At 40.3% G+C, this 20,617-nt stretch carries 20 protein-coding genes; 11 read left to right on the top strand and 9 right to left on the bottom strand.

Features of this window, described 5'->3' with window-relative positions:
- Positions 1–89 precede the first annotated feature (89 nt).
- From AC2SLT_RS11470 to AC2SLT_RS11460, 3 genes are all read left to right on the top strand, one after another.
- Positions 90–1,277, top strand: coding sequence for a methyltransferase (locus tag AC2SLT_RS11470; RefSeq protein WP_486547785.1), 1,188 nt, complete (start codon positions 90–92; stop codon positions 1,275–1,277).
- Positions 1,278–1,492: 215 nt separating this feature from the next.
- Positions 1,493–2,029 (top strand): hypothetical protein, encoded by a 537-nt coding sequence (locus tag AC2SLT_RS11465; protein WP_486547784.1) that lies wholly within the window; start codon positions 1,493–1,495, stop codon positions 2,027–2,029.
- A gap of 58 nt (positions 2,030–2,087) precedes the next feature.
- Positions 2,088–2,669, top strand: coding sequence for a hypothetical protein (locus AC2SLT_RS11460; protein WP_486547783.1), 582 nt, complete (start codon positions 2,088–2,090; stop codon positions 2,667–2,669).
- A 92-nt stretch (positions 2,670–2,761) separates the two neighbouring features.
- Here AC2SLT_RS11460 and cysG read toward each other — a convergent pair whose 3' ends face one another.
- Positions 2,762–4,246 carry a siroheme synthase CysG gene (cysG, locus tag AC2SLT_RS11455; RefSeq protein ID WP_486547782.1) on the bottom strand — a complete coding sequence of 495 codons (1,485 nt, stop codon included), beginning with the start codon at positions 4,244–4,246 and terminating at the stop codon, positions 2,762–2,764.
- Positions 4,247–4,435: 189 nt separating this feature from the next.
- Here cysG and AC2SLT_RS11450 point away from each other — a divergent pair, with 189 nt between their 5' ends.
- Positions 4,436–4,624, top strand: a complete 189-nt coding sequence (locus AC2SLT_RS11450) for a hypothetical protein (RefSeq protein ID WP_486547781.1) — start codon at positions 4,436–4,438, stop codon at positions 4,622–4,624.
- Positions 4,625–5,143: 519 nt separating this feature from the next.
- Here AC2SLT_RS11450 and AC2SLT_RS11445 read toward each other — a convergent pair.
- The 3 genes from AC2SLT_RS11445 to AC2SLT_RS11435 all read right to left on the bottom strand — a co-directional run bounded on the left by AC2SLT_RS11445 (position 5,144) and on the right by AC2SLT_RS11435 (position 8,221).
- The gene (locus AC2SLT_RS11445; RefSeq protein WP_486547780.1) at positions 5,144–5,773 is read right to left on the bottom strand and encodes a phosphoadenosine phosphosulfate reductase domain-containing protein; all 630 of its coding nucleotides are present in this window, start codon (positions 5,771–5,773) and stop codon (positions 5,144–5,146) included.
- Positions 5,774–5,916: 143 nt separating this feature from the next.
- On the bottom strand, positions 5,917–6,546 hold the full coding sequence (locus AC2SLT_RS11440) for a DUF934 domain-containing protein (RefSeq protein ID WP_486547779.1): 630 nt from the start codon (positions 6,544–6,546) through the stop codon (positions 5,917–5,919).
- Complete coding sequence (locus AC2SLT_RS11435) at positions 6,539–8,221, bottom strand: nitrite/sulfite reductase (RefSeq protein WP_486547778.1); 1,683 nt, start codon at positions 8,219–8,221, stop codon at positions 6,539–6,541. Before AC2SLT_RS11435 ends, AC2SLT_RS11440 begins: the two co-directional genes overlap by 8 nt.
- A 300-nt stretch (positions 8,222–8,521) precedes the next feature.
- Here AC2SLT_RS11435 and sat point away from each other — a divergent pair, with 300 nt between their 5' ends.
- Entirely contained in the window at positions 8,522–9,805 is a 1,284-nt protein-coding gene (gene sat / locus AC2SLT_RS11430) for a sulfate adenylyltransferase (protein WP_486547777.1), read from the top strand.
- A gap of 540 nt (positions 9,806–10,345) precedes the next feature.
- Here the strand turns inward: sat and AC2SLT_RS11425 are convergent.
- From AC2SLT_RS11425 to AC2SLT_RS11410, 4 genes are all read right to left on the bottom strand, one after another.
- Positions 10,346–11,281 (bottom strand): WG repeat-containing protein, encoded by a 936-nt coding sequence (locus AC2SLT_RS11425; RefSeq protein ID WP_486547776.1) that lies wholly within the window; start codon positions 11,279–11,281, stop codon positions 10,346–10,348.
- Positions 11,282–11,518: 237 nt separating this feature from the next.
- A complete protein-coding gene (locus AC2SLT_RS11420; RefSeq protein WP_486547816.1) occupies positions 11,519–11,635 on the bottom strand; it encodes a YgjP-like metallopeptidase domain-containing protein in 117 nt (38 codons plus the stop codon).
- A gap of 257 nt (positions 11,636–11,892) precedes the next feature.
- The gene (locus AC2SLT_RS11415; RefSeq protein ID WP_486547775.1) at positions 11,893–12,774 is read right to left on the bottom strand and encodes a hypothetical protein; all 882 of its coding nucleotides are present in this window, start codon (positions 12,772–12,774) and stop codon (positions 11,893–11,895) included.
- 307 nt (positions 12,775–13,081) lie between these two features.
- On the bottom strand, positions 13,082–13,579 hold the full coding sequence (locus tag AC2SLT_RS11410; RefSeq protein ID WP_486547774.1) for a hypothetical protein: 498 nt from the start codon (positions 13,577–13,579) through the stop codon (positions 13,082–13,084).
- A gap of 272 nt (positions 13,580–13,851) precedes the next feature.
- Here AC2SLT_RS11410 and AC2SLT_RS11405 point away from each other — a divergent pair, with 272 nt between their 5' ends.
- Together AC2SLT_RS11405 and AC2SLT_RS11400 are read left to right on the top strand one after the other, a co-directional pair.
- Positions 13,852–14,181, top strand: coding sequence for a hypothetical protein (locus AC2SLT_RS11405; RefSeq protein WP_486547773.1), 330 nt, complete (start codon positions 13,852–13,854; stop codon positions 14,179–14,181).
- A gap of 125 nt (positions 14,182–14,306) precedes the next feature.
- Positions 14,307–14,705, top strand: a complete 399-nt coding sequence (locus AC2SLT_RS11400; RefSeq protein ID WP_486547772.1) for a hypothetical protein — start codon at positions 14,307–14,309, stop codon at positions 14,703–14,705.
- 146 nt (positions 14,706–14,851) lie between these two features.
- Here AC2SLT_RS11400 and AC2SLT_RS11395 read toward each other — a convergent pair whose 3' ends face one another.
- Positions 14,852–15,577, bottom strand: a complete 726-nt coding sequence (locus AC2SLT_RS11395; RefSeq protein WP_486547771.1) for a hypothetical protein — start codon at positions 15,575–15,577, stop codon at positions 14,852–14,854.
- A 303-nt stretch (positions 15,578–15,880) separates the two neighbouring features.
- Between AC2SLT_RS11395 and AC2SLT_RS11390 the strand changes: the two genes are divergently transcribed.
- The 4 genes from AC2SLT_RS11390 (at position 15,881) to cysW (ending at position 20,597) form a co-directional block, all read left to right on the top strand.
- Positions 15,881–16,993, top strand: coding sequence for a sulfate ABC transporter substrate-binding protein (locus AC2SLT_RS11390; RefSeq protein WP_486547770.1), 1,113 nt, complete (start codon positions 15,881–15,883; stop codon positions 16,991–16,993).
- A 359-nt stretch (positions 16,994–17,352) separates the two neighbouring features.
- A complete protein-coding gene (locus AC2SLT_RS11385; RefSeq protein ID WP_486547769.1) occupies positions 17,353–18,483 on the top strand; it encodes a sulfate ABC transporter substrate-binding protein in 1,131 nt (376 codons plus the stop codon).
- Positions 18,484–18,745: 262 nt separating this feature from the next.
- Positions 18,746–19,636: a sulfate ABC transporter permease subunit CysT gene (gene cysT, locus AC2SLT_RS11380; RefSeq protein ID WP_486547768.1), complete on the top strand. Its 891-nt coding sequence runs from the start codon at positions 18,746–18,748 to the stop codon at positions 19,634–19,636.
- 43 nt (positions 19,637–19,679) lie between these two features.
- The gene (cysW, locus tag AC2SLT_RS11375; protein ID WP_486547767.1) at positions 19,680–20,597 is read left to right on the top strand and encodes a sulfate ABC transporter permease subunit CysW; all 918 of its coding nucleotides are present in this window, start codon (positions 19,680–19,682) and stop codon (positions 20,595–20,597) included.
- The last annotated feature ends 20 nt before the right edge of the window (positions 20,598–20,617 follow it).

Genomic DNA, 20,617 nt, shown 5'->3' with positions numbered 1-20,617 from the left:
AGTTGGAGATGACAAGTAATAGTTTTAAATCTAAGACAGTCTATAGTGTATGATATGCCCATTAAATTTATAAGTGAAAGGCAGAACTTGTGTTAGAACCAACAAAGCAGTATGTAAAGTGGCAAGAGAACGGATCAGAGCATCAAGCACGCTGGTTATCGCAAAGCGGCTATGATGCACCAAAACGTATGGTAATTATTGATGATACGACAACAGCAGGTGAGGCTTATCGCTTAGCGAATGCTGGCACGTCTATGCTATGGAAAGGTGATTTTCAAAACGCTAAACAGCTTATTCAAGCGCTACAAAGACGTATTGAGCGTAATGAGCTGCGCAAAAGTGAGAAAGCAGCCAAAAAAGCGGCTCAAAATGAAAGTGGTTCAAATCAAACTTCAGATTCAAAGGCTTTATCGAATCTATTTCATAAAAATCGTTTGGCTCAAAGTCAACGCTCTCGAATATTAAGCCGTCTGCTTTTGCAGTTGGATGCTGGATATATTAGTCAATTACGCCGCGCGCCTGATGTGAGTGCGGCATGTACTGCTGCTTTTGGTGAACTGAATGAATCGTGCGTATTGTCTCTACGTGAGTTACAAGGGGCAATAGGGGCGGCTCAGTGGCGAGAAAAAGGGGTGCCGATTAAGGCTTTAGGGTTATCCATTTACCCGCATTACGGTGTTTTTGCGCCGACTCGTCAAGAATATGTACAGCTGTTACTTGATGCACCGTTACCGTCACCCTGCGAAGTTGCCTATGACATCGGTACGGGAACCGGTCTATTGGCTATTCTATTGGCGCGACGAGGTATTAAACAGGTAATAGCAACCGACCTAAACCCTTGTGCTTTAGACTGTGCAAAAGATAACCTTGATCGTTTAAAGCTATCAGACGTTCAATTGCAACAAGCTAACTTGTTTCCAAAACAAGCGCCTAAGGCAAGTCTAATAGTCTGTAACCCACCTTGGTTGCCAGCCAAGCCCAGCTCCCCTTTAGAGTATGCAGTCTATGATCCCAAAAGTGCTATGCTTCGAGGATTCTTAAAAGGAGTAAGACAACATTTGACTGAGAATGGCGAGGCTTGGCTCATTTTGTCAGACTTAGCGGAGCATCTAAATTTGCGGTCTCGTGAAGAACTATTAGGTTGGTTTGAAGAGGCTGGATTGACAGTAAAATATCGACTGGATACTGAACCAACGCATAGCAAAAGCCAAGACACGGCAGATCCGCTATATGTCGCACGAAGCAAAGAAGTAACTTCACTGTGGTGTTTGATTTAATGTTAGTAGTTTTCAATATAGTAAAAATTAAAAGTCGCAAATAAGTAAGTTATTAACCGAAAAATTATTAGTTATAAAGTTTTAACCGAAAGTTGAAGCTAACCATCGGCTTTTCTTATTTTATACATGGTTTATCCATTTTAGGCAGGTATTGTTTAAGCATTACCAAAATCATTAACACTATTGTATTATTGATTACCTTAAAGGATACCGCTATGTCAGCATCACGCCATCAGGATTTAAGCTCTAATAAACAACATCATAAAAATAGCCCTAATTCATCTAAACCCTCAACTCACTCGCAGATAGGCTATTTCGAGATTCTTGAATATCCCACTACTAACATTATGACCTGCTTCCTTACATTCGGTGGCGTTTTAGGTGGTTTCATCATATGGGTGCCTTTAGCGTTATCAAATAAGTCTTATTTTTTAGAGTTATTAATGACTGCGTTGCTAGGTGGCGCTGTCATAGGCATTATTCCATCTTTTATAGTGGCATTAGTGATAGTGAAACAAGAAAAAAAATTGCAACAATCTTCAGATTGGTGGGATTTATTTTGCTTAGGAGCTGTCGTAAGTTTCCTATATATGCTTTTTATAGTTTTAGTCATCGTCGTTGTGTCAAAAGGCGCAATATTTGAGGGAATGAACGGACTTAATGAATTTTTATTGATTATAACTTTATCAGTTACCGCAGTAGGTGGACTGAGTAGTTTGATCTCAGGCAGTTTTGTATTACCTAAGCATTAAATTGCTTCAGTCTTGTTTTATCCAATGATAGAAGTATTCATTTTTATACTGGGAAATAATGATGTCATCCACTACAACTAAGAATTCAAAGCTTAAGGATAAATCTGTCGAAAATAAAAATTGTATTGATGGGTCAGCAAGGACTTATAACCAAGTTAAAATCAGTGAGGATAAAACACCCTCTAACATAAGATCAGCTGAAATATTTGATTATAATCCAATAAGTGAAAGCTCGCGCATTATCAGTTGTTATGCGCTATTAGGTGGTGGAGTAGGTGGACTAGTGCTATGGTTAGTTATTTCAATAATAGTCATGTACCCTTGGTTTGCAGCGCTACCGTTTGCATTAATTGGTGGATCAGCGATTGGCTTTATTCCTTCACTTATCACTGCAATGATACTGCTTAAGCGCAAGACCATACTTAATCATCCTTCTAAATGGATTGAACTCTTTATCGTTGGTGCTGTAGTTTGCGCTCTGTATTCAGTGATTATAATAATTGTATCAAGCTATTTGAATGCGACTCCTTTATTGGAAGGTTTTCCAGATATAATTATTATTGTATTGACGATGGCTGGCATAGGTGGTATTAGTAGTTTTATAATTGGTGGATTTGTGTTCCCAAGACAGTCGAATTGAGTTATAACCATGATACATTAAGAATATGCCTTCATTATTTAAATTAGAAGGCGTTACTTGTTCTAGCAGATAGCTAAGACTTTAAAGCATGTTTAAAGCATGTTTAAAGCATGTGCCTGCTGATCCGTATCCGCAATGTGCTCACCATACCACGCCAGCTCGTCATGCAGTTTAGCTACTTCACCGACGATTAGCAGAGCAGGGGTAGGTAGGGGGTTGGCATCATGTTTAGCAACGATGTCTTGAAGGGTGCCGGTCATGACTTGCTGAGTCGGTAGGCTGGCTTGAGATATGATGGCTATTGGGGTATCTGGAGAACGACCCGCATCGATCAAGCCCGTGGTTAAACGTTCTAACGAATGCAGCCCCATATAAAAGACTATCGTCTCATTCGGATTGGTTAATGAGTCAAAGCCATTATTCGGCTCGCCAGATTTTAAGAAACCTGTGACAAATCGCACCGATTGAGAGTGATCACGGTGAGTCAAGGGGATACCAGTATAGCAAGAGGCGGCACCTGCTGCGGTAATACCAGGCACGACTTGATAGGGAATATTTGCCGCACGTAGAGACTGTATTTCTTCACCACCGCGTCCAAATACAAAGGGGTCACCTCCTTTTAGGCGAACCACACGCTTACCAGATTGCGCCGCATTGATCATGAGTTGATTAATGCTTTGTTGAGCCACCGCATGATTGCTGCGTTTTTTACCAACAAAGACTTTGTCCGCATCACGTCGGCATAAATCAAGCACTGCATCCGAGACTAACGCATCATAATAAACGATATCGGCTTGCTGCATCAGGCGTAACGCTTTGAAGGTCAAAAGCTCAGGGTCACCAGGGCCAGCTCCAACAATATAAACCTCACCGGTAAGTTGTTGCTTGGTAGCGTCTTTATTTGAATGTGCATCTGCATCTGAGCCATTGCTGGCACTCTGATTGGCAGCCGATTCTAAGTTGTCCTCTAATGCCTTTTTGGCTTCACTTTCACGTCCTGCGAACATAAGCTCACTAACCTTGCCTTCAAATGCCTTTTCCCAAAACTGGCGTCTGCCAGTTAAAGTTGGGATTTTCGATTTAACTTCATCACGCATTTCACCAGCGAGTTTAGCAAGCTTACCATAACCTTGCGGGATCAAGGTTTCAAGGCGGGCACGAGTCAGGCGAGCGAGTACTGGCGCTTTACCGTTTGATGAGATGCCGATAACAATAGGATTTCTATCGACAATCGCTGGGAATATAAAGTCGCATAGCAGCGGAGTGTCGACAACGTTGACCGGTATGTTTAGGGCTTTGCAGTCGGCATGTACTTGGTGATTTAAAGCCTCGTCATCAGTACCTGCAATGACAATGCGCTTGCCGGTTAGATACTGCTTATCGTATTCGGCAGTAATGAGCTGGTGCTTGTCCTCATTAAGTAGCTCACGAATCTCATGGCTAATCTCTGGCGCTAAGATAGTAATACATGCACCGGCACGTGACAGCAAGTCTGCTTTACGTTGAGCAACTTCACCGCCACCCACAATTAATACGGGTTGATCTGTTAGTTTGAAAAATAAGGGAAAGGTATTCATATCTCAAAAGCTTACTGTTAGAGTATGATGACATTATGACGCATTCAGTGACAACTATCACCATAGAAGTCGCTATTACTTAATTCATAATGTTCATAACGGTATTTCAATAAGTTGATAAAAATAGGACGGTTAAGTGACCATTAAACTATTAGAGTTAATAAAAATAACTAAAAAATAGGAGCGTTCATGAGTAATAAACAATCAAATCGTGAGCCGTCACAAGAATCTAAAATGGCTAGAATAATTAACATAGTCATTGCGATTATATTAATTATTTTCTATTTTTATTTTTTCTTTTTTATATCCGAATATTTTGCCCAATGGGGTTTTGGACATTATTTTGGGTATTGCTCTTATATCGATTTGGCTGTTTAGAGCATATAAAGGAGAAAAAATCTATTTTATTATGATGGTATTATCCGTGTTTATACTCTTGACGGGGATAGATGAAGCTTTTGATTTTCAGATAAAATTAAAACCTATTTATGCGCTTATAGTAGTTAGTATTTTTATAATAAAATTTTTTCATAACGCTATCTCAGGAAAATATGATCCTTAGATCTTTCGTAAATAAGATACTAGGGTATTAAAATAGGGTACATATACAGTTTCAGACTCATTGAGCACTATTCATCGTGTTTGATAGATTTGATTTATTGCGCTTGGACTTGCCTTCAATGATAGATTAACTTCTATATTTGGTATAACGTTTAGTTATGGCACTAACTTCTAATGATAAAAAAACACCGCTATTAAGCGGTGTTTTTATTAAGACTAACGCAGAAACAAAAAATAGTGCAATTGTAGTTTCTTCATTTTCACTGTTTGAATGGTAAAGCCAGAAGCTTGATAATGTCCACAATTGCCAATAAGCGTATAAGTTATAAATGAAGCTTAAAGCTGAGTATGTAGTCCACACTCACGGTTTTCTTCAACTTTAGTAGGGTCAAAGTAATCAAACTCATTAGGTAAGTTATTTTCTTCTAAATAAACATCTAAGTCAGCATCTGTTTTGTAGAATAAAGGCGCAACTTTTAAGACACCATCTTTCGATTGGCTTAGAACATCAAGACCTTGACGGAACTCAGTTTGATCTTTACGAATGGCGTTAAACCAAACGTCAGGTTTTAACTCGCTAAGGGCACGTTTGAATGGTTCAAGTTTTACTTGCTCCGTAAATTCATCATGCAGTGGGTTATTGACACTTGGTATACCGTTAAACGTTGCATCACGATGAGCACTGGTTTGCTTTGGAATATAAGTCACGACATTAAGATTTAAATCTTTAATCAGCTTATTCGCAAACTTATAAGTTGCATCAGTATTATAACCAGAGTCTACCCATAATACAGTGATATCAGGTTTTTGCTTAGCTACTAAATGCAGAATGGCAGACTCGTAAGGACGAAAATTGGTCGTAATAATAGGATTTTCAGCTTTTGCTAAAGCCCACTCAACGATTTGCTCTGGTGTCTTACCCTGTAGTTCTTGGTTAGCTTGGTCAATATTAATATCGATACTCATAAAATGTCCTTAAGCGAAAAAATGTAAATAATAAATCAGAGAAATGTTTAATTAATCAAATAGTTAATCAGTAAAATTTTAAAATAATTATTAAAAAAAGCTATCTAAAAAAGGTTTATCTAAAAAAAGCTATCTGAAAAAAGTTATCTAAACATAGGTAACTGACTGGCAACGCTACCATCGTATGAGGAGGGGAGAGCGCTAAATAGGAACTCAATATCCTCCGTCAGCTTTTCATCAGCGATGACAAAAGTATCAACGCCAGCACGCTTTAAATAGACGATTTGATCAAGGCCAAAGTCGCCAGTGATACGAATCTCACCTGTAAACCCTTGCTGACGTAAATGGCGGGCCTGACTAAAGCTTCGTCCATCAACAAAAGAGGGTTGATATAAGACAATTAAATCAAGATTATGAAGCAGTGTGCGGTCCGCATCTTTACAAGCTTGTAGAAGATCATCAAGCTGTTCAGTACTGACATCAGTATCCGCCCATAAGCCCATCCGGCTTGAGCGCGTCGCAATTAACGCCAATAACTCACTTAATAAGCCTGTCGGCATGCTTGAGCTAGCGGATTTAGCATTTTCTCGTGACCCAACCACTTCATTAAAAGGCAGTATCACATCTAAGCGCTCTTCTTTATGAAGCAGCTCGCTAAGATGAATGCTTTTGATCGCAATAGACTCAGGAAGCTCAGGCGTCTCTATAGCATACCAGCTGTCGTCAGAAGTTATGTTGTCAGCGTCATCATTTAAGACATGATAATTACCCATATACTGCCTCCTTGAAGGGTTTAATACCCACACGTTGTACGAAGTCAGCAAAAGGCTCGGTGCTATCGCCCTCGACATGACGCTGATCGGTATAGACGTTTAATATTTTCTCAAGTGTTGGTGCGACCTCTTCTGTCGCAACTGAGCGACCAAGAATGTTGCCAAGACGGGTGTCTTTCTTCGAGCTACCACCTAAGCTGATCTGATACCAATGTTCGCCTTTTTTATCGACACCTAAGATACCGATATCGCCAACATGGTGATGAGCGCAGGCATTCATACAGCCAGACATATTGAGCTGAATATCACCTAAATCATAGAGATAGTCTAAGTTATCAAAGTGCTTTTCAATTTGCTCGGCGATATTGTAAGTAGTGGCATTGGCCAGTGAGCACAAATCAAAACCTGGACAAACAATCATATCGGTTAACGTACCAATATTTGGACGCGCTAAATCAATGTCAGTCAGTGCTTGCCATAAGGCGTAAAGGTCTGTTTCTTTAACATCAGCAAATACTAGGTTTTGTTGATGGGTCGCTCTAATTTCACCGAAGCTATAGCTATCAGCAAGATCGGCGATACGATCAAGTTGATACTCCGTGACATCACCTGCCGGTACATATTTACCGTCTACTAGGCCTGCTTTTAAGGACACTATGACTGCCCGATAGCCTGCCACTTTATGAGCCACCGTATTACGAGAATACCAGTCAGCAAAGGCCTTTTCTTGCAAATGTTTGTTAAGTTCAGTCTTGCTGGCTAGCGCATCAATATTGTCATAATCAAATTCTGGGAAGTAGCTTTTAGCAGTGTCGAAGTTATCATTAGTCAGTGTTAAAGGCCCATCTTTGGTGAAGGATTCCCACTCTTTTTCGACTAATTTGCCAAACTCTCTAGCGCCCATACTATCTACTAAGATTTTGATACGGGCTTTATATTTATTATCACGGCGTCCATGTAAGTTATACACACGCAAGATGGCATCTAAATAGCTTAGTAGATGCTGGCGAGGCAAAAATTCACGGATGGTTTTACCGATAATGGGGGTACGACCTAGACCACCACCGACAATCACCTCAAAGCCGATCTCACCTTCTTCATTTTTTATCACGTGTAAACCGATATCATGGACCTGAGTGGCTGCACGGTCCTCATAAGTACCAATCACCGCAATTTTGAACTTACGCGGTAGGAAGGCAAACTCAGGATGGAAGGTTGACCACTGACGGATAATTTCGCAATATGGACGGGGATCTTCGATCTCATTGGCATTAACGCCCGCATAAGGATCAGTAGTCGTATTACGGATACAGTTACCAGATGTCTGAATGGCGTGCATCTGCACCGAGGCCAATTCAGCAAGGATATCCGGTACTTCTTCAAGCTTAGGCCAGTTTAATTGTAAGTTAGTACGCGTCGTGAAGTGCCCAAAGCCTTTATCATATTTACGCGTAATATCAGCAAGCTTACGTAGTTGATAGCTTGCCATTAGTCCGTAAGGCACCGCAATACGTAACATAGGAGCATGGCGCTGTATATAGAGACCGTTTTGTAAGCGTAACGGTAAAAATTGCTCTTCGGGTAACTCCCCGGCTAGGTAACGACGGGTCTGATCGCGAAACTGCTCAACCCGTTCATCGACCATGGCTTGGTCCGCATGAGTGTACTTATACATATCAATTATGCCTTTGATGAATAAAAATCATGGCACTATACTACCTATCCATTGTTAAATCTATAAATTCATAATAGTCATATCTATATCCAAAGACAGCATAGATAAGAATAAGCAAAGTTCGATAGTCTAGTGCAATCAAAATCTAGTGTAATAAAAGTCTAGTGCAATCAAATAATGAGCACTATTTAAACAGCTTATGTTCATTTAACAGCTTATGTTTAGCGGCTTATCGTTAATAGCTTATAGTTTATAACTTTTTTTAAAAACAAACTTACTTAAACAATCGCGGATGATGTTATGACCGAACTAACAACCGAACAAGCAACAGAACAAAAAATTGTAAAACGCCTAGGCAAAACCAGCATCGTACCCCCTCATGGTAGCGCTGAGCTAAAACCATTATTACTTGAAGGTGAAGCCTTAGAACAAGCACTTGAAGCGGCTAAGTCATTACCACAGATTACTTTAAGCTCAAGAGAGCGTGGCGACTTAATCATGTTGGGTATCGGCGGCTTTACCCCGCTAGACGGCTTTATGAATCAAGCAGACTGGCAGGGTGTGGTCGATGAGATGACCTTAAAGTCAGGCGATCACAAAGGATTGTTTTGGCCCATTCCCATTACTTTGTCGACCAGTAAAGAGCAAGCCGCAACGCTAGCTCCGGGTGATGAAGTGGCATTGGTAGCTACTGATGGCGAAATCATGGGGGTCATTACGGTTGAAGAGACTTACGAGATTGATAAAGATCATGAATGTCAGCATGTATTTACCACCACTGATCCAGCGCATCCCGGTGTCAAGCAAGTCCTTGAGCAAGGGGAGGTCAATGTCGCAGGGTCTGTTAAAGTATTTAGCCAAGGCGAGTTCCCAACGCTATATCCTGAAATCTACAAAACCCCTGCCGAAACCCGTGCACTATTTGAAGAAAAAAACTGGCAAACCGTGGCTGCGTTCCAAACCCGCAACCCAATGCACCGCTCGCATGAGTATTTAGCGAAGATAGCCATTGAGATTTGTGATGGGGTTATGATTCATTCTTTATTAGGCGCCTTAAAGCCTGGTGATATCCCTGCCGATGTCCGTCAAGAAGCCATTAAAACCCTTATTGACAACTACTTCAAAAAAGACACCGTTATTCAAGCAGGTTATCCATTAGATATGCGTTATGCAGGGCCACGTGAAGCGTTATTACATGCTTTATTTCGTCAAAACTATGGCTGTAGTCATTTGATTGTGGGCCGTGACCATGCCGGTGTCGGCGACTACTATGGTCCATTTGACGCACAAGCCATCTTCGACACTATCGACAAAGATGCTATGGAGACCAAACCGCTTAAAATTGACTGGACATTCTGGTGCAACGCCTGTCAGGCCATGGCTTCTACCAAGACTTGCCCACATGATGCACAGCACCATGTCAAAGTATCGGGAACCAAGTTACGCAAAGCCTTATCAGAAGATGAAGAGGTTCCGGAGAATTTCAGTCGTCCTGAAGTATTACAAATCTTACGTGAGTATTATGCCGGTATTGCAAAAGAAGACCGAGCTGAGATTAAACTAACTGGCGCTTCTGCTGTTTAGGATTTTAGCTGATTCACTTTTCTTATTGATATTATTAAAGCCAGCGCACTGCTGGCTTTTTGCTATTTGCAGCCAAACCCGCTTACCGCTATATCTGCTTAATTATGCTCGGCGTTGGCTAAGGGCTGGCATGTCTCTTGCTTCGCGTAGCCACGCCAGCCTTTGCCACCGCATCTCAAGACAACTATATTTTACTGAAATAATTTGGAATAACCTTAATTCAGGACAATCAACCCATAAAATTTAAGGTAATAGGCTTCCTCTTTTACAAAGCAATGCTTCTCACCTTTTAGACATATGATCTTCATCCCTTTTTAACTTTTGAAAGGTGAGCTCCCTTCCTTTTCCAAAGGAAGGGTTGGGGATGGATTTTTTAACCCAAATAAAAATAACGCCTAACAAAAACTGATATCCCGATTTCAGGCTATCAATGAAGGCGAGCGTTACGCTATAGACAGTAAGTTTAGTAAGCCTGACAAAGATAGGTTGTTATATAGAAAAGGTATACGTTTTATTATGACATCGATTGTGAAACAGACCTTAATCACAAGAGATTTTATGACCTTTTGTGTTAATGCAATAGAAGTTTCTATTACGATCCAGTACTTGAGCTTTACCATTTCTAAATGAAGGTAACTCACCCTCAAATGACTCAATGACGTAATTATAAGGGATAACAAGGTCGCCTTTGGTATTTATAAAGCCGTATGAATTATCATCTTTAATCACTGAAGCCACACCGTTTGAGAATTTACCAATCATCTGATCGAACTTTAAAGGGATTACTGTACGCCCATTTTTATCGATCACGCCCCACTTACCCGTATCGTAGTCGCCTTTTCGAACCGAAGCTAGGCCTTCTGAGAAGTCGCCTGCATAGTCATAGACAAAAGGAATAACAGTGGTACCTGTTTTATCGATATAGCCGTATTTTCCTTCTTGATACTCATCACCAACATACCTACCATTATTGACCGCTGCTAAGCCTTCTGAAAAATCACTGGCTGCCCCGTATTTAAATGGAATGACGGTTTCGCCTTTTGTGTTTTTAAAGCCATATTCCTGTTTATCATTTAGTAAGGCGACCAAACCTTCGCTAAAGCTATTGATGCCAATATCGTATTCACCTGTTGAAAGATATTTTACCGGTATTACCTCTTTGCCAGTAGCACCACTCACATAACCGACTCTAGTGTTATTATCGCCATCTTTGCCTACGCCAATAAGACCTTCAGACTCATTAAAGACATAGTCATATCGATGGTTAGGTATGATTAATTTTCCTTTATTATCATAAACTATAGATCCTGTCTCGGTATAAATGGACACCCAGTTATCACTAATACAGTGCATTTGAGTTTTACTAAATCCAGATAACGTTGGTTTGATGCAGTCATCATCAGCCAGTGCAAAGGATGCTGAAACTAAACACGTGGTTGCTATTGCAAGTTTAAATAATAAGTTGTTGAAGATCATTGCATCACCCTACCGTTTATTAATATTGTTTAAAACATATTGATTTATAACAGGTTATTAATTATTTCAGAATATCTTAGCATGACTTTTTAATCAAAATGAAGTCGTATTATCGATAAATTTTTAATTAGTAATGACACGACATTTATTAACGGCGACAATCTTATTTTTTGAGTACGTCCTAAATACTGTAGGTTAAGTCGTATAGGTTAAAAACGTGAATTACTCATTCAAATATTATTCATTTAAATAAAGCTCAGCCATACTATCCAGCTGGGTTTTAACCGCTTTCCAATGCGGCATAACTTGGGTTAGCAGTCGCCAAAATCGCTCACTGTGATTATGCTCTACGATATGACATAGCTCATTGTCGCCTTGCGCACTGTTATAGGATATTGTGTTTATCGGTGCGTGGGACGCACCCTACGCACCATAGTATGGATTTTTTCATGTTATCCCCACCGACTACGAACCTTAGTCTCAAAATGGTCAAGCAATCTTAGCTTTGTAATAAGAAACTCATGAGCGGTATCTTTGTCAAATCCAAAAATCAGACTACTGAGCCTAATAAGGTAGAGCAAGACCATTAATTGTATCGGTTTTTTTCAGTACTAGATTCGGAATGTATTGTGAACGACAGGAAACTGTTTAGATTTCTGTTGCCAATAATTCATCTGTTCCACATATTGATTTGGATATTCATTATTTAGAGTTTCATAAGTATCAGCAAGTATATCGATAGCAAGATGGCTACCTTTATCTGCTAAGGCGATCAAATCGGAAATTAAAACCTCACGACAGGTAGGCTCACTACCCTCTAACATTTTTTCTACTAATATTGCCTGAGCATCTACTGAGCCCGCTTTTGCAAGTAGGGCGAATAATCTATTTTCAAGCTCATCATTATATGATGCATCCGTATCGGATAATACGGCATCATACTCCTCTAGTAATGCAGGAACATCACTGTCTGATAAGGAGTACAAAAGAACAAGATACAATAAATCTGATATATTACCAGGATTTTCAAGTTCCCAATAATCTATAACTCTTGACAAATAAACGATCGCTTTAGCATCATCTCTAGGAATATATTCCCCCGTTATATGGGCTCTATATAAACCTAACAATAGGTCTATTGACTCTAATATCGAGAAGTTATCCGTCTCAAATAAAACCGTAAACTCATCATCAGAACCAAAATAAAAGCGATAAGGTGGGTCAGTAGGGTGAGTTGATAAAATATACTTATGTACAAATCGTCGCAATATATCTAATGCTTCAGCAGTTTCTTTATTCACAATCACCGGCTGACTACGTTTTATGATAGGTAGGGTAGGTGCTTGATGCTGTGCATGACATTTTGCGATAACCGCAGGCTCTGGTTTTATAATCAAAGCACTGTTATTGTTGGTATTTGCATAGCAGCTTATGCTGAATACTATGCTTGAGCAAAATAGGGGTGTTAATATGATTCTTGATATCGATAGCATGTCTGTCCTTAAACATTAATGTTTGGTAAGCGCTTGAAGAGATGTCTAACACAAGTAAGTACATTTAATTATAATAATGACGGCTAAGGTATTTAGGGAGCCAATCCCGCTACTATCTGCCCGACAGTACAGAGCAGTGGTGCAGCTTAGCATGTCGCTTGCTTCGCGCGCCATCCCAAGTCTGACCACTACACCCTGTGCCGTCCGTCAGTATATCCGCTGCAATCGTGGCTAAACCTCACCTAAGGCGGGGTTGATAGTTTAAACCGTAGGATGTCGCCTTGCGCATCTTTATAGGTTGTTATGTTTATCGGTGCGCGGGGCGCACCCTACGAATTGTAGAGCGAGCGGGACAAGTCTCATTATTAAGGTCTACAGCAGTGATTGTTTGGTGGTTAAGGTTTTTTATAGCATAGGTCACCGTGACATCATTGGCAGCGAGATACTTGTCTGTATAAAAAAAATTGTCGCACAGTATGCTAATACTACTGGGTCGATGTGAATACTCTTGGATTTGTGTTTTTTCTGAATTAGAGTATTCATTAGGGTTAATCAACGTTATAGAAGTGGCATAGGGAGACAGCGTCAACATCACATCTTCACCATTGGACGCTGCCATATCTACTTCCCGTACCGATTCAAAAATGCTTTGATTGAAATCTAACACTTCTTGCGCCGCATCTAGATCGATATATACATAATTTTTGTCTACTGCGCCAGACTCGACCAGCATATCATCTAAAATACTTGCCATAACTGTGGTAGATAAGGCGGTACCAATTAGAAAAACCAATCCTTTTTTCATATTTATTCTCTATACTTATAATGTTAACTTAATAGCTTATTACAACTATCTGATTTTGTCATACTGGTAAATAACGTGACCCTTCCAGTTTATCACTTATAGCTTTCGGCACACCAATAACGTCAAAATTAAGTTTTTGCTTTTAGCGTTTATAATTTTTAGATTTGATAATTTTGCGTTAGTATTAAAAGCGTTTATAAACAGTTAAACTAGTTTTAAACGGCTAAATCTACTCAAGTGTTCAAAGGCTTCAAAAATCAAAGGCATCCGATATGAAAAAGACGCTATTGGCATTGTGTATCACTTTCGTCTTAATATTTTCGAACTCAGCACAGGCCAATGAAGTTTGCCAAGAGATATCACAGTTGGCAGGCTGGGTAATGGTGGCAAGACAAGAAGGGTTGTCGGCTGCCGAAATGGCGCGAGTGTCTAATAATGCACTAGAGGGCTATGGGCAGGATTATCATGTGTTGGTCAAGGCGATGATTGAGGATGCGTTTAAAGTCCCGCGTTATTTATCTCAACAAGATAAAACGCATGAAATTCATGACTTTACACTTCAGTATTATCAAAGTTGTGAGCAGGCATACGCTAAACCGTAGCGAATTTTAAAGGTTCTAGTGAATAAGTCCTCATGGTTCTAAAGACTCAATCTTTATACTGAATTTCATTGGGTTTTTAGCAGTTTTAAGGTATAGTTTAAAAAACCTAATTAAGATGAGTAGATATGAAAAAGCTGTTATTAGCAGGATTGACCTTTATATCGGCGCTAACCATGCCAATAGTCGCATCCGCGGATGAACCCCAAGCTTTAGAAGCCCAAGAGCCGCCAGCCATGTGTCAAAGCTTTTATGAATTGGCGATATCTGTGATGGCATTAAGGCAGCAAGGTGCGCCAGAAGAAGCATTGTTAGAAGCAGCGACAGAGCGATATAGCAACTCTCCAAAACAAGGTATCGATGACTTTATTTATTCTTCAACCAATCAGATCGTTGAGTTAGCGTATGAAGCTGACGTTCAGCCGACTGAAGCGTTACAAATTGAGAGCATACAGCAGTATGGCTATCTGGTCTTCGGCGGCTGTATGGAAATGCTAAAAGCGAATGAAAGTTTAGAATCCAGTTAACGGTCTAAGCTTCAGTTAACGGTCTATTATCAGTTAACAACGGCCATTAAACAAAAACTCAGCAATTATCGATTGCTGAGTTTATTATTTGGAAGCGGGCTTAGTTATTTATAGGCTTAAACAGTTGACTATTAAAGTAAATTTAATCATTTACTGATGTGTAGTGGGTTAACGTAGCTTAGTTTAGCGTAGTCGCCTTTTAAAGAAAGAGAACCACTGCAAAGCGTATTTAACGCCTCTGGATTGTTACTATCAATAGTAAGCATACCCTCTTTAAAGCGTAAAAAAACCAACCCTTTCTCATCAAGCTGAGTGCCATCTAAGGACGATGTCAAGGAAGAGGCTAGTTGGTTTTGATCGTCATCAAGTCCCTTGACAGGTATGGTATAAATCAAACCATGTAGCGCATCTTGCCCCATTAACTCAGCGGTACCACGATAGTCGCAGGCAGGAGAATTAGAGGATACGTTTAGCGTGTTCTCGCTGTTAGCGTATTTCGAATCGTGACGTAAAGGATCTGGTGCCATACTGACACTTATTGAGATCTGTTTTGCCGGGTCCATAAAACTAACTTGCGCAACATGGACGACGACTTCATTAGAATCATCCAAGTTAGTATTATTTATCAACTTACGGCTGTAATGTCCTGCTATCTTTTCGTTATGGTGACTGCCTTGGTTAGCATTGCGCTCATGATGTTGTTTATGCCCATTATCCGTTAGGTTAGGTCTATGAATTTGAGGGTGCGATTTACTAGGGTATTCACTTTGTGAATGCGGGGGTACATAACAGCCTAGTAAAAGGCTTGCAGTTAGTGTACTTAGCATGACAGTCTTAAAAGTCTGAGCAGTTATGGCGTTCGAGAGTTTCATAGTTCACCGGCAAAAGGGCATAGGATTATTTTTTTAATCTGTCTATATTATAAGGGCGAAACATTAATTTACAAGAATTAACAGGGGTAAAACTCCAAATTATTCACTTGAATTATGTTTATAGCCAATTATTCAATAAAAAGACGATTAATCAATGAATAACTGTTTCAGTCCTACCTGTATATTCCTAAAAGTCACATAGATAACCAAAATCATCATTAAACATCATTAGGGCGTCCTGTTAGCATGGCACTCATTACTATCTAAAAGATGGCAAATTATTGCTAATAAAGGAATGAGTCAATGCCGATTAAATTTAAAGAAAATTCATCTAGGTTTAAAGCGACTAAGGTGAAAGCGACCAAGATTGCTGCGATATCAGGTATAGCTGCCTTAGCATTAGGGTTATCAGCTTGTGGTAATCAAAACAATGAAGACTCCGCAACGACAGAGGGTGCTACGACAGGCGGTCAGGATATCGAGCTACTTAACGTATCCTATGACGTGGCACGAGACTTCTACAAAGACTACAATCCAATGTTCATCGAGCACTATAAGACCGAGCATCCCGGCGTCAATATAAATATCAAACAGTCTCACGGTGGATCAAGTAAGCAAGCACTATCGGTAGCAAATGGTTTGCAAGCCGATGTAGCAACCATGAATCAAGGCTCAGACATAGAGTTATTGCAGAAAAAAGGCTTAGTGGCAGACGACTGGGCGGATCAATTCCCTGATTATTCCGTACCTTTTACGAGCACCATTGTCTTTTTAGTGCGTAAAGATAATCCCAAAAATATTTCAGGTTGGGAAGACTTAACACAGCCCGGTCTTGAGATTGTGATGGCCAATCCGAAAGTCACGGGCAATGGACGTTATGCCTTCTTAGGTGCCTATGGCTACGGCTTGCACAGCTTCAATAATGATGAGGATAAAGCCAAAAGCTTTGTCCGTGATTTACTAAAAAACGTCAAAGTTTATGAGAATGGCGGGCGAGCTGCGACCACTACGTTTGTTCAGCGTAATATCGGTGATGTACTCATTACCTTTGAAAATGAATCAAACTTAGCGGCAACTAAGTTTGGTAAAGGACAAGTAGAGATCGTTTATCCCGACTATTCTATCAAGTCAGAAAGTCCAGTTGCCGTGGTTAAGGCAGTGACAGACAAGAAGGGTACAACGGAAGCGGCAACCGAATACTTAGACTACCTATGGAGTGAGCCTGCTCAGCAATTGGCGGCAGATCTATATTTACGTCCGAGTGTTAAGTCTGTATTGGATGCTAATAGTGATAAATTGCCACCTGTGCAAACTTTCCGCCCAAATGATTCGTTTGGATCTTGGGATGAGATCATGGATAAATTCTTTAGTGAAGGTGGCGTTTTTGATCAGTTGGCGGTCAATGCACCTGAGTAAATAAGTTTATGCAACCCAAATTATAGCCCGTTCTCAACTAATTAAAATTTACTTTGACCTTGTTTTAGCCCAGCAAACGTTAAGACTTGGAAATAGGGTAAATTATTAATATCTAAATGACATATAAGTATTAGATTCAATTAGCTGAGGACTATAATCAATGCAGTTATGTAATCATAGCTGCATTTTTTATGCCTGTGCCTTTTAAAACTATTTTTATAAACTATTTCAATAAAAACTATCTTTGTCAGGCTTATTCCTATCTTTCATTAAGATAGGGTTATATATCACTAATTATAATAACAGGTTGTTGATAGCATAAGCGAATTCAAATTATTATGCATTATAGGACACCTGTTATGGCAACTCCTTTATCACTTAGCCAGCTGCTCAGCGTGCCATTTCAATACTTACCATTACAACTAAGTAAATGGGCAACAATGACCACTTTATTTAGTGTGGGGTTAAGCTTATCCGCCTGTGGCAATCAAACACAAAGTACCACGATTACCAATGCCGACGGCAGTACGACGACAATTGAAACTAAAAACGTTGAGTTGTTAAATGTCTCTTTTGATATCTCGCGTGATTTTTATAAAGAATACAATCCTTTGTTTATTAAACATTATCAATCTCTACATCCAGAACAGAATCTAAAAATTAGTCAATCTCACGGTAGCTCAAGCAAACAGGCGATGTCCGTTGCCAGTGGTCTGCAGGCAGATGTCGTTACTATGAATCAGGGTTCGGATATCAAGAAGCTTCACGATAAAGGGTTGGTTGCGGACAACTGGGCAGCTGCTTTTCAAAACCATGCCGTCCCTTTTACCAGTACCACCGTATTTTTAGTTCGCAAGGGCAATCCTAAACACATTAAAGACTGGAATGACCTTACTCAGCAAGGGCTGCAAATCATAATAGCCAACCCTAAAACCTCAGGTAGTGGACGATATAGCTTCTTAGGGGCTTATGGTTACGGTCTCTACGCGTTTGACCAAGATGAGGCTAAGACCCAACAGTACATGAAGCAACTGTTGGCAAATGTCAGAGTCTATGAAAGCGGCGGACGCTCTGCCACGACTACTTTTTTGCAACGTCAAATGGGCGACGTTTTAGTGACATTTGAAAATGAAGCTCATTTGACTGCTAGCAAATTTGGCAAAGGACAAGTAGAGATAGTCTATCCAAGCTACACCATTGAGTCTGAAAACCCAGTGGCGGTGATTCAACCCGTTGCCAAGAAAAAGGGCACGACTCAGGTTGCAAATGAATATTTGTCTTATTTATGGAGTAAACCTGCCCAGCAATTGGCTGCAGAGTTGTATTTTCGCCCAAGTGATCATTCAGTACTTGAGTCGAATAGAGATAAACTACCGGCAATAGATACCTTTCGAGCAGAAGAGGTGTTTGGTGATTGGAATACTATAATGGATACCTTCTTTAAAGAAGGGGCTATTTTTGATCAATTAGCGGTTAATGTACCGGAATAAATAAGGTGTAGTTACACCAAGCGCTGGTGTTATGTTAGATCTAATTACTTCTTGTGATATTCCTTTTAGTCACTAAGATAGCCTTATTCATCATTAAACTTAATAAGTGAGCCCTGTTAGCATGTGCACTATTAATATCGCTTAACGTATTAATCTAGCCTAGAGCCTGTATTAATAAAGTATTTAACCAAAAGAGCCTTTAACAAAAAGAGCCATCATCCAAATTTAATGCCGTTACCGAATTTAATGTAGTGAGAGTTTAATGAACCAGCCATCCTCAACACCACCACCGGTCAGTCAACAGCGTAAGCGCCCTTGGTTAACAAGATTGCGTCAGCGTAACGTCTTACCTGGTTTTGGTCTGACAATGGGTATTACCGTACTCAGCTTGTCGTTGTTGGTGATACTGCCTTTCGCTATGATGATATTTACCACCTCCCAAATGGGATGGTCTGGATTTTGGGAAACTATTAATCAGCCTACCGTTATGGCTGCCATTATATTGTCACTAAAGATGGCATTCTATGCGATGTTGACCAATCTGGTGTTCGGGACATTAGTGGCTTGGGTATTGGTGCGTTATGAATTCTGGGGTAAGTCAATCATAAATGCCTTAGTGGATCTGCCTTTTGCTTTGCCAACGGCTGTGACAGGTATTTCACTAGCGACTTTGTATGCGCCCAATGGATTGATAGGGCAATGGTTTGAGAAGATTGGGGTACAAGTTGCCTTTACACCTATCGGTATTTGGCTAGCGTTGGTGGTAGTGAGTTTTCCCTTTATTGTACGCGCGGTGCAGCCTGTGCTTGAGGAGTTATCCATTGAGTATGAAGAAGCCGCTGCCGTATTAGGCGCCAATCGATTAACCACCTTTCGTACGGTGATATTGCCAGAGCTGATGCCAGCGCTATTAATGGGCTCAGGAATGATGTTCGCACGGGCGACGGGTGAATATGGATCGGTAATTTTTATTGCGGGAAATATCCCGATGGAATCTCAGATATTACCGGTGATTATTATCAGTAAGCTTGAACAAGGTTCAGTGATAGGGGCGGCAGCGGTTGCCTTATTTATGTTATTGATATCGTTTGTGATCCTACTGGCAATGAATATCCTTCAATGGCGACTGTCACGTCGTGTTGGTGCCAAATAGCATCATTTGAGTTATAAAATACGATTAGATTTGGGAAAGTGTTATGCAAATATCCAATGGTTATAATTATGAAGGCAACGCTGCCACCAGAGATGCGCCATGGATTAGACGCTTATTTATAATAGTGGCTACCTTATTTATGGTGGTCATGTTGGTGATTCCTTTGTTTGCCGTATTTTATGAGGCATTAAAAGGCGGATGGGATCTCTATATTGCTGCATTGACCGATGCAGAAGCCGTTGCAGCCATTAAGCTGACTTTATTAACAGCCGCTATTGTCTTACCTATTAATATGATCATAGGCATCTCAATCGCATGGTTAGTCACCAGATATAACTTTAAAGGCAAACAGTTGGTTACTACTTTACTTGACTTACCTTTTGCGGTTTCGCCAGTTGTAGCAGGTTTGATGTTTGTTTTACTATTTGGACTAAACTCTGTAATGGGCGGCTGGTTAGAGTCTTGGGGATTTCAGGTAATCTTTGCTGTGCCGGGCATTGTATTGGCGACCTTATTCGTCACTTTTCCGTTTATTGCCCGTGAGCTAATCCCATTAATGCAATCTCAAGGAGACTCAGAAGAGCAAGCAGCATTAACACTTGGCGCATCAGGCTGGCAGGTATTTTGGCACATCACCTTACCAAATATTAAATGGGCATTGTTATATGGTTTGATACTCACCAATGCTCGAGCTATGGGCGAATTTGGAGCTGTGAGTGTGGTGTCAGGTCATATCCGTGGCGAGACCAATACCATGCCGCTGTTAGTAGAGATTGCCTATAATGAGTATAACTTTACCGCAGCTTTTGCCTTGTCAAGTTTGTTAGCACTATTAGCGCTACTGACACTATTGATACAGCAGGTGATGACAAAAATACAAACGCGTAAGTTTGCTAAAGGTAGCAAGCGTGAACCGATAACTGCCCCCGCATTGGTCATTACGAAAACCAATGAGAGATAAAGATTGAGTGGTAAAGATTG

The sequence above is a fragment of the Psychrobacter sp. CX18 genome, assembly GCF_057396215.1.
The sequence above is the reverse complement of the archived record's forward strand: the minus strand, read 5'-3'. Positions and strand labels throughout refer to the sequence as shown.

Coding starts and splice junctions, on each gene's coding strand:
- AC2SLT_RS11465 (WP_486547784.1), top strand. CDS start 1,493: ATGTCAGCATCACGCCATCAGGATTTAAGCTCTAATAAACAACATCAT.
- AC2SLT_RS11460 (WP_486547783.1), top strand. CDS start 2,088: ATGATGTCATCCACTACAACTAAGAATTCAAAGCTTAAGGATAAATCT.
- cysG (WP_486547782.1), bottom strand. CDS start 4,246: ATGAATACCTTTCCCTTATTTTTCAAACTAACAGATCAACCCGTATTA.
- AC2SLT_RS11450 (WP_486547781.1), top strand. CDS start 4,436: ATGAGTAATAAACAATCAAATCGTGAGCCGTCACAAGAATCTAAAATG.
- AC2SLT_RS11445 (WP_486547780.1), bottom strand. CDS start 5,773: ATGAGTATCGATATTAATATTGACCAAGCTAACCAAGAACTACAGGGT.
- AC2SLT_RS11440 (WP_486547779.1), bottom strand. CDS start 6,546: ATGGGTAATTATCATGTCTTAAATGATGACGCTGACAACATAACTTCT.
- AC2SLT_RS11435 (WP_486547778.1), bottom strand. CDS start 8,221: ATGTATAAGTACACTCATGCGGACCAAGCCATGGTCGATGAACGGGTT.
- sat (WP_486547777.1), top strand. CDS start 8,522: ATGACCGAACTAACAACCGAACAAGCAACAGAACAAAAAATTGTAAAA.
- AC2SLT_RS11425 (WP_486547776.1), bottom strand. CDS start 11,281: ATGATCTTCAACAACTTATTATTTAAACTTGCAATAGCAACCACGTGT.
- AC2SLT_RS11415 (WP_486547775.1), bottom strand. CDS start 12,774: ATGCTATCGATATCAAGAATCATATTAACACCCCTATTTTGCTCAAGC.
- AC2SLT_RS11410 (WP_486547774.1), bottom strand. CDS start 13,579: ATGAAAAAAGGATTGGTTTTTCTAATTGGTACCGCCTTATCTACCACA.
- AC2SLT_RS11405 (WP_486547773.1), top strand. CDS start 13,852: ATGAAAAAGACGCTATTGGCATTGTGTATCACTTTCGTCTTAATATTT.
- AC2SLT_RS11400 (WP_486547772.1), top strand. CDS start 14,307: ATGAAAAAGCTGTTATTAGCAGGATTGACCTTTATATCGGCGCTAACC.
- AC2SLT_RS11395 (WP_486547771.1), bottom strand. CDS start 15,577: ATGAAACTCTCGAACGCCATAACTGCTCAGACTTTTAAGACTGTCATG.
- AC2SLT_RS11390 (WP_486547770.1), top strand. CDS start 15,881: ATGCCGATTAAATTTAAAGAAAATTCATCTAGGTTTAAAGCGACTAAG.
- AC2SLT_RS11385 (WP_486547769.1), top strand. CDS start 17,353: ATGGCAACTCCTTTATCACTTAGCCAGCTGCTCAGCGTGCCATTTCAA.
- cysT (WP_486547768.1), top strand. CDS start 18,746: ATGAACCAGCCATCCTCAACACCACCACCGGTCAGTCAACAGCGTAAG.
- cysW (WP_486547767.1), top strand. CDS start 19,680: ATGCAAATATCCAATGGTTATAATTATGAAGGCAACGCTGCCACCAGA.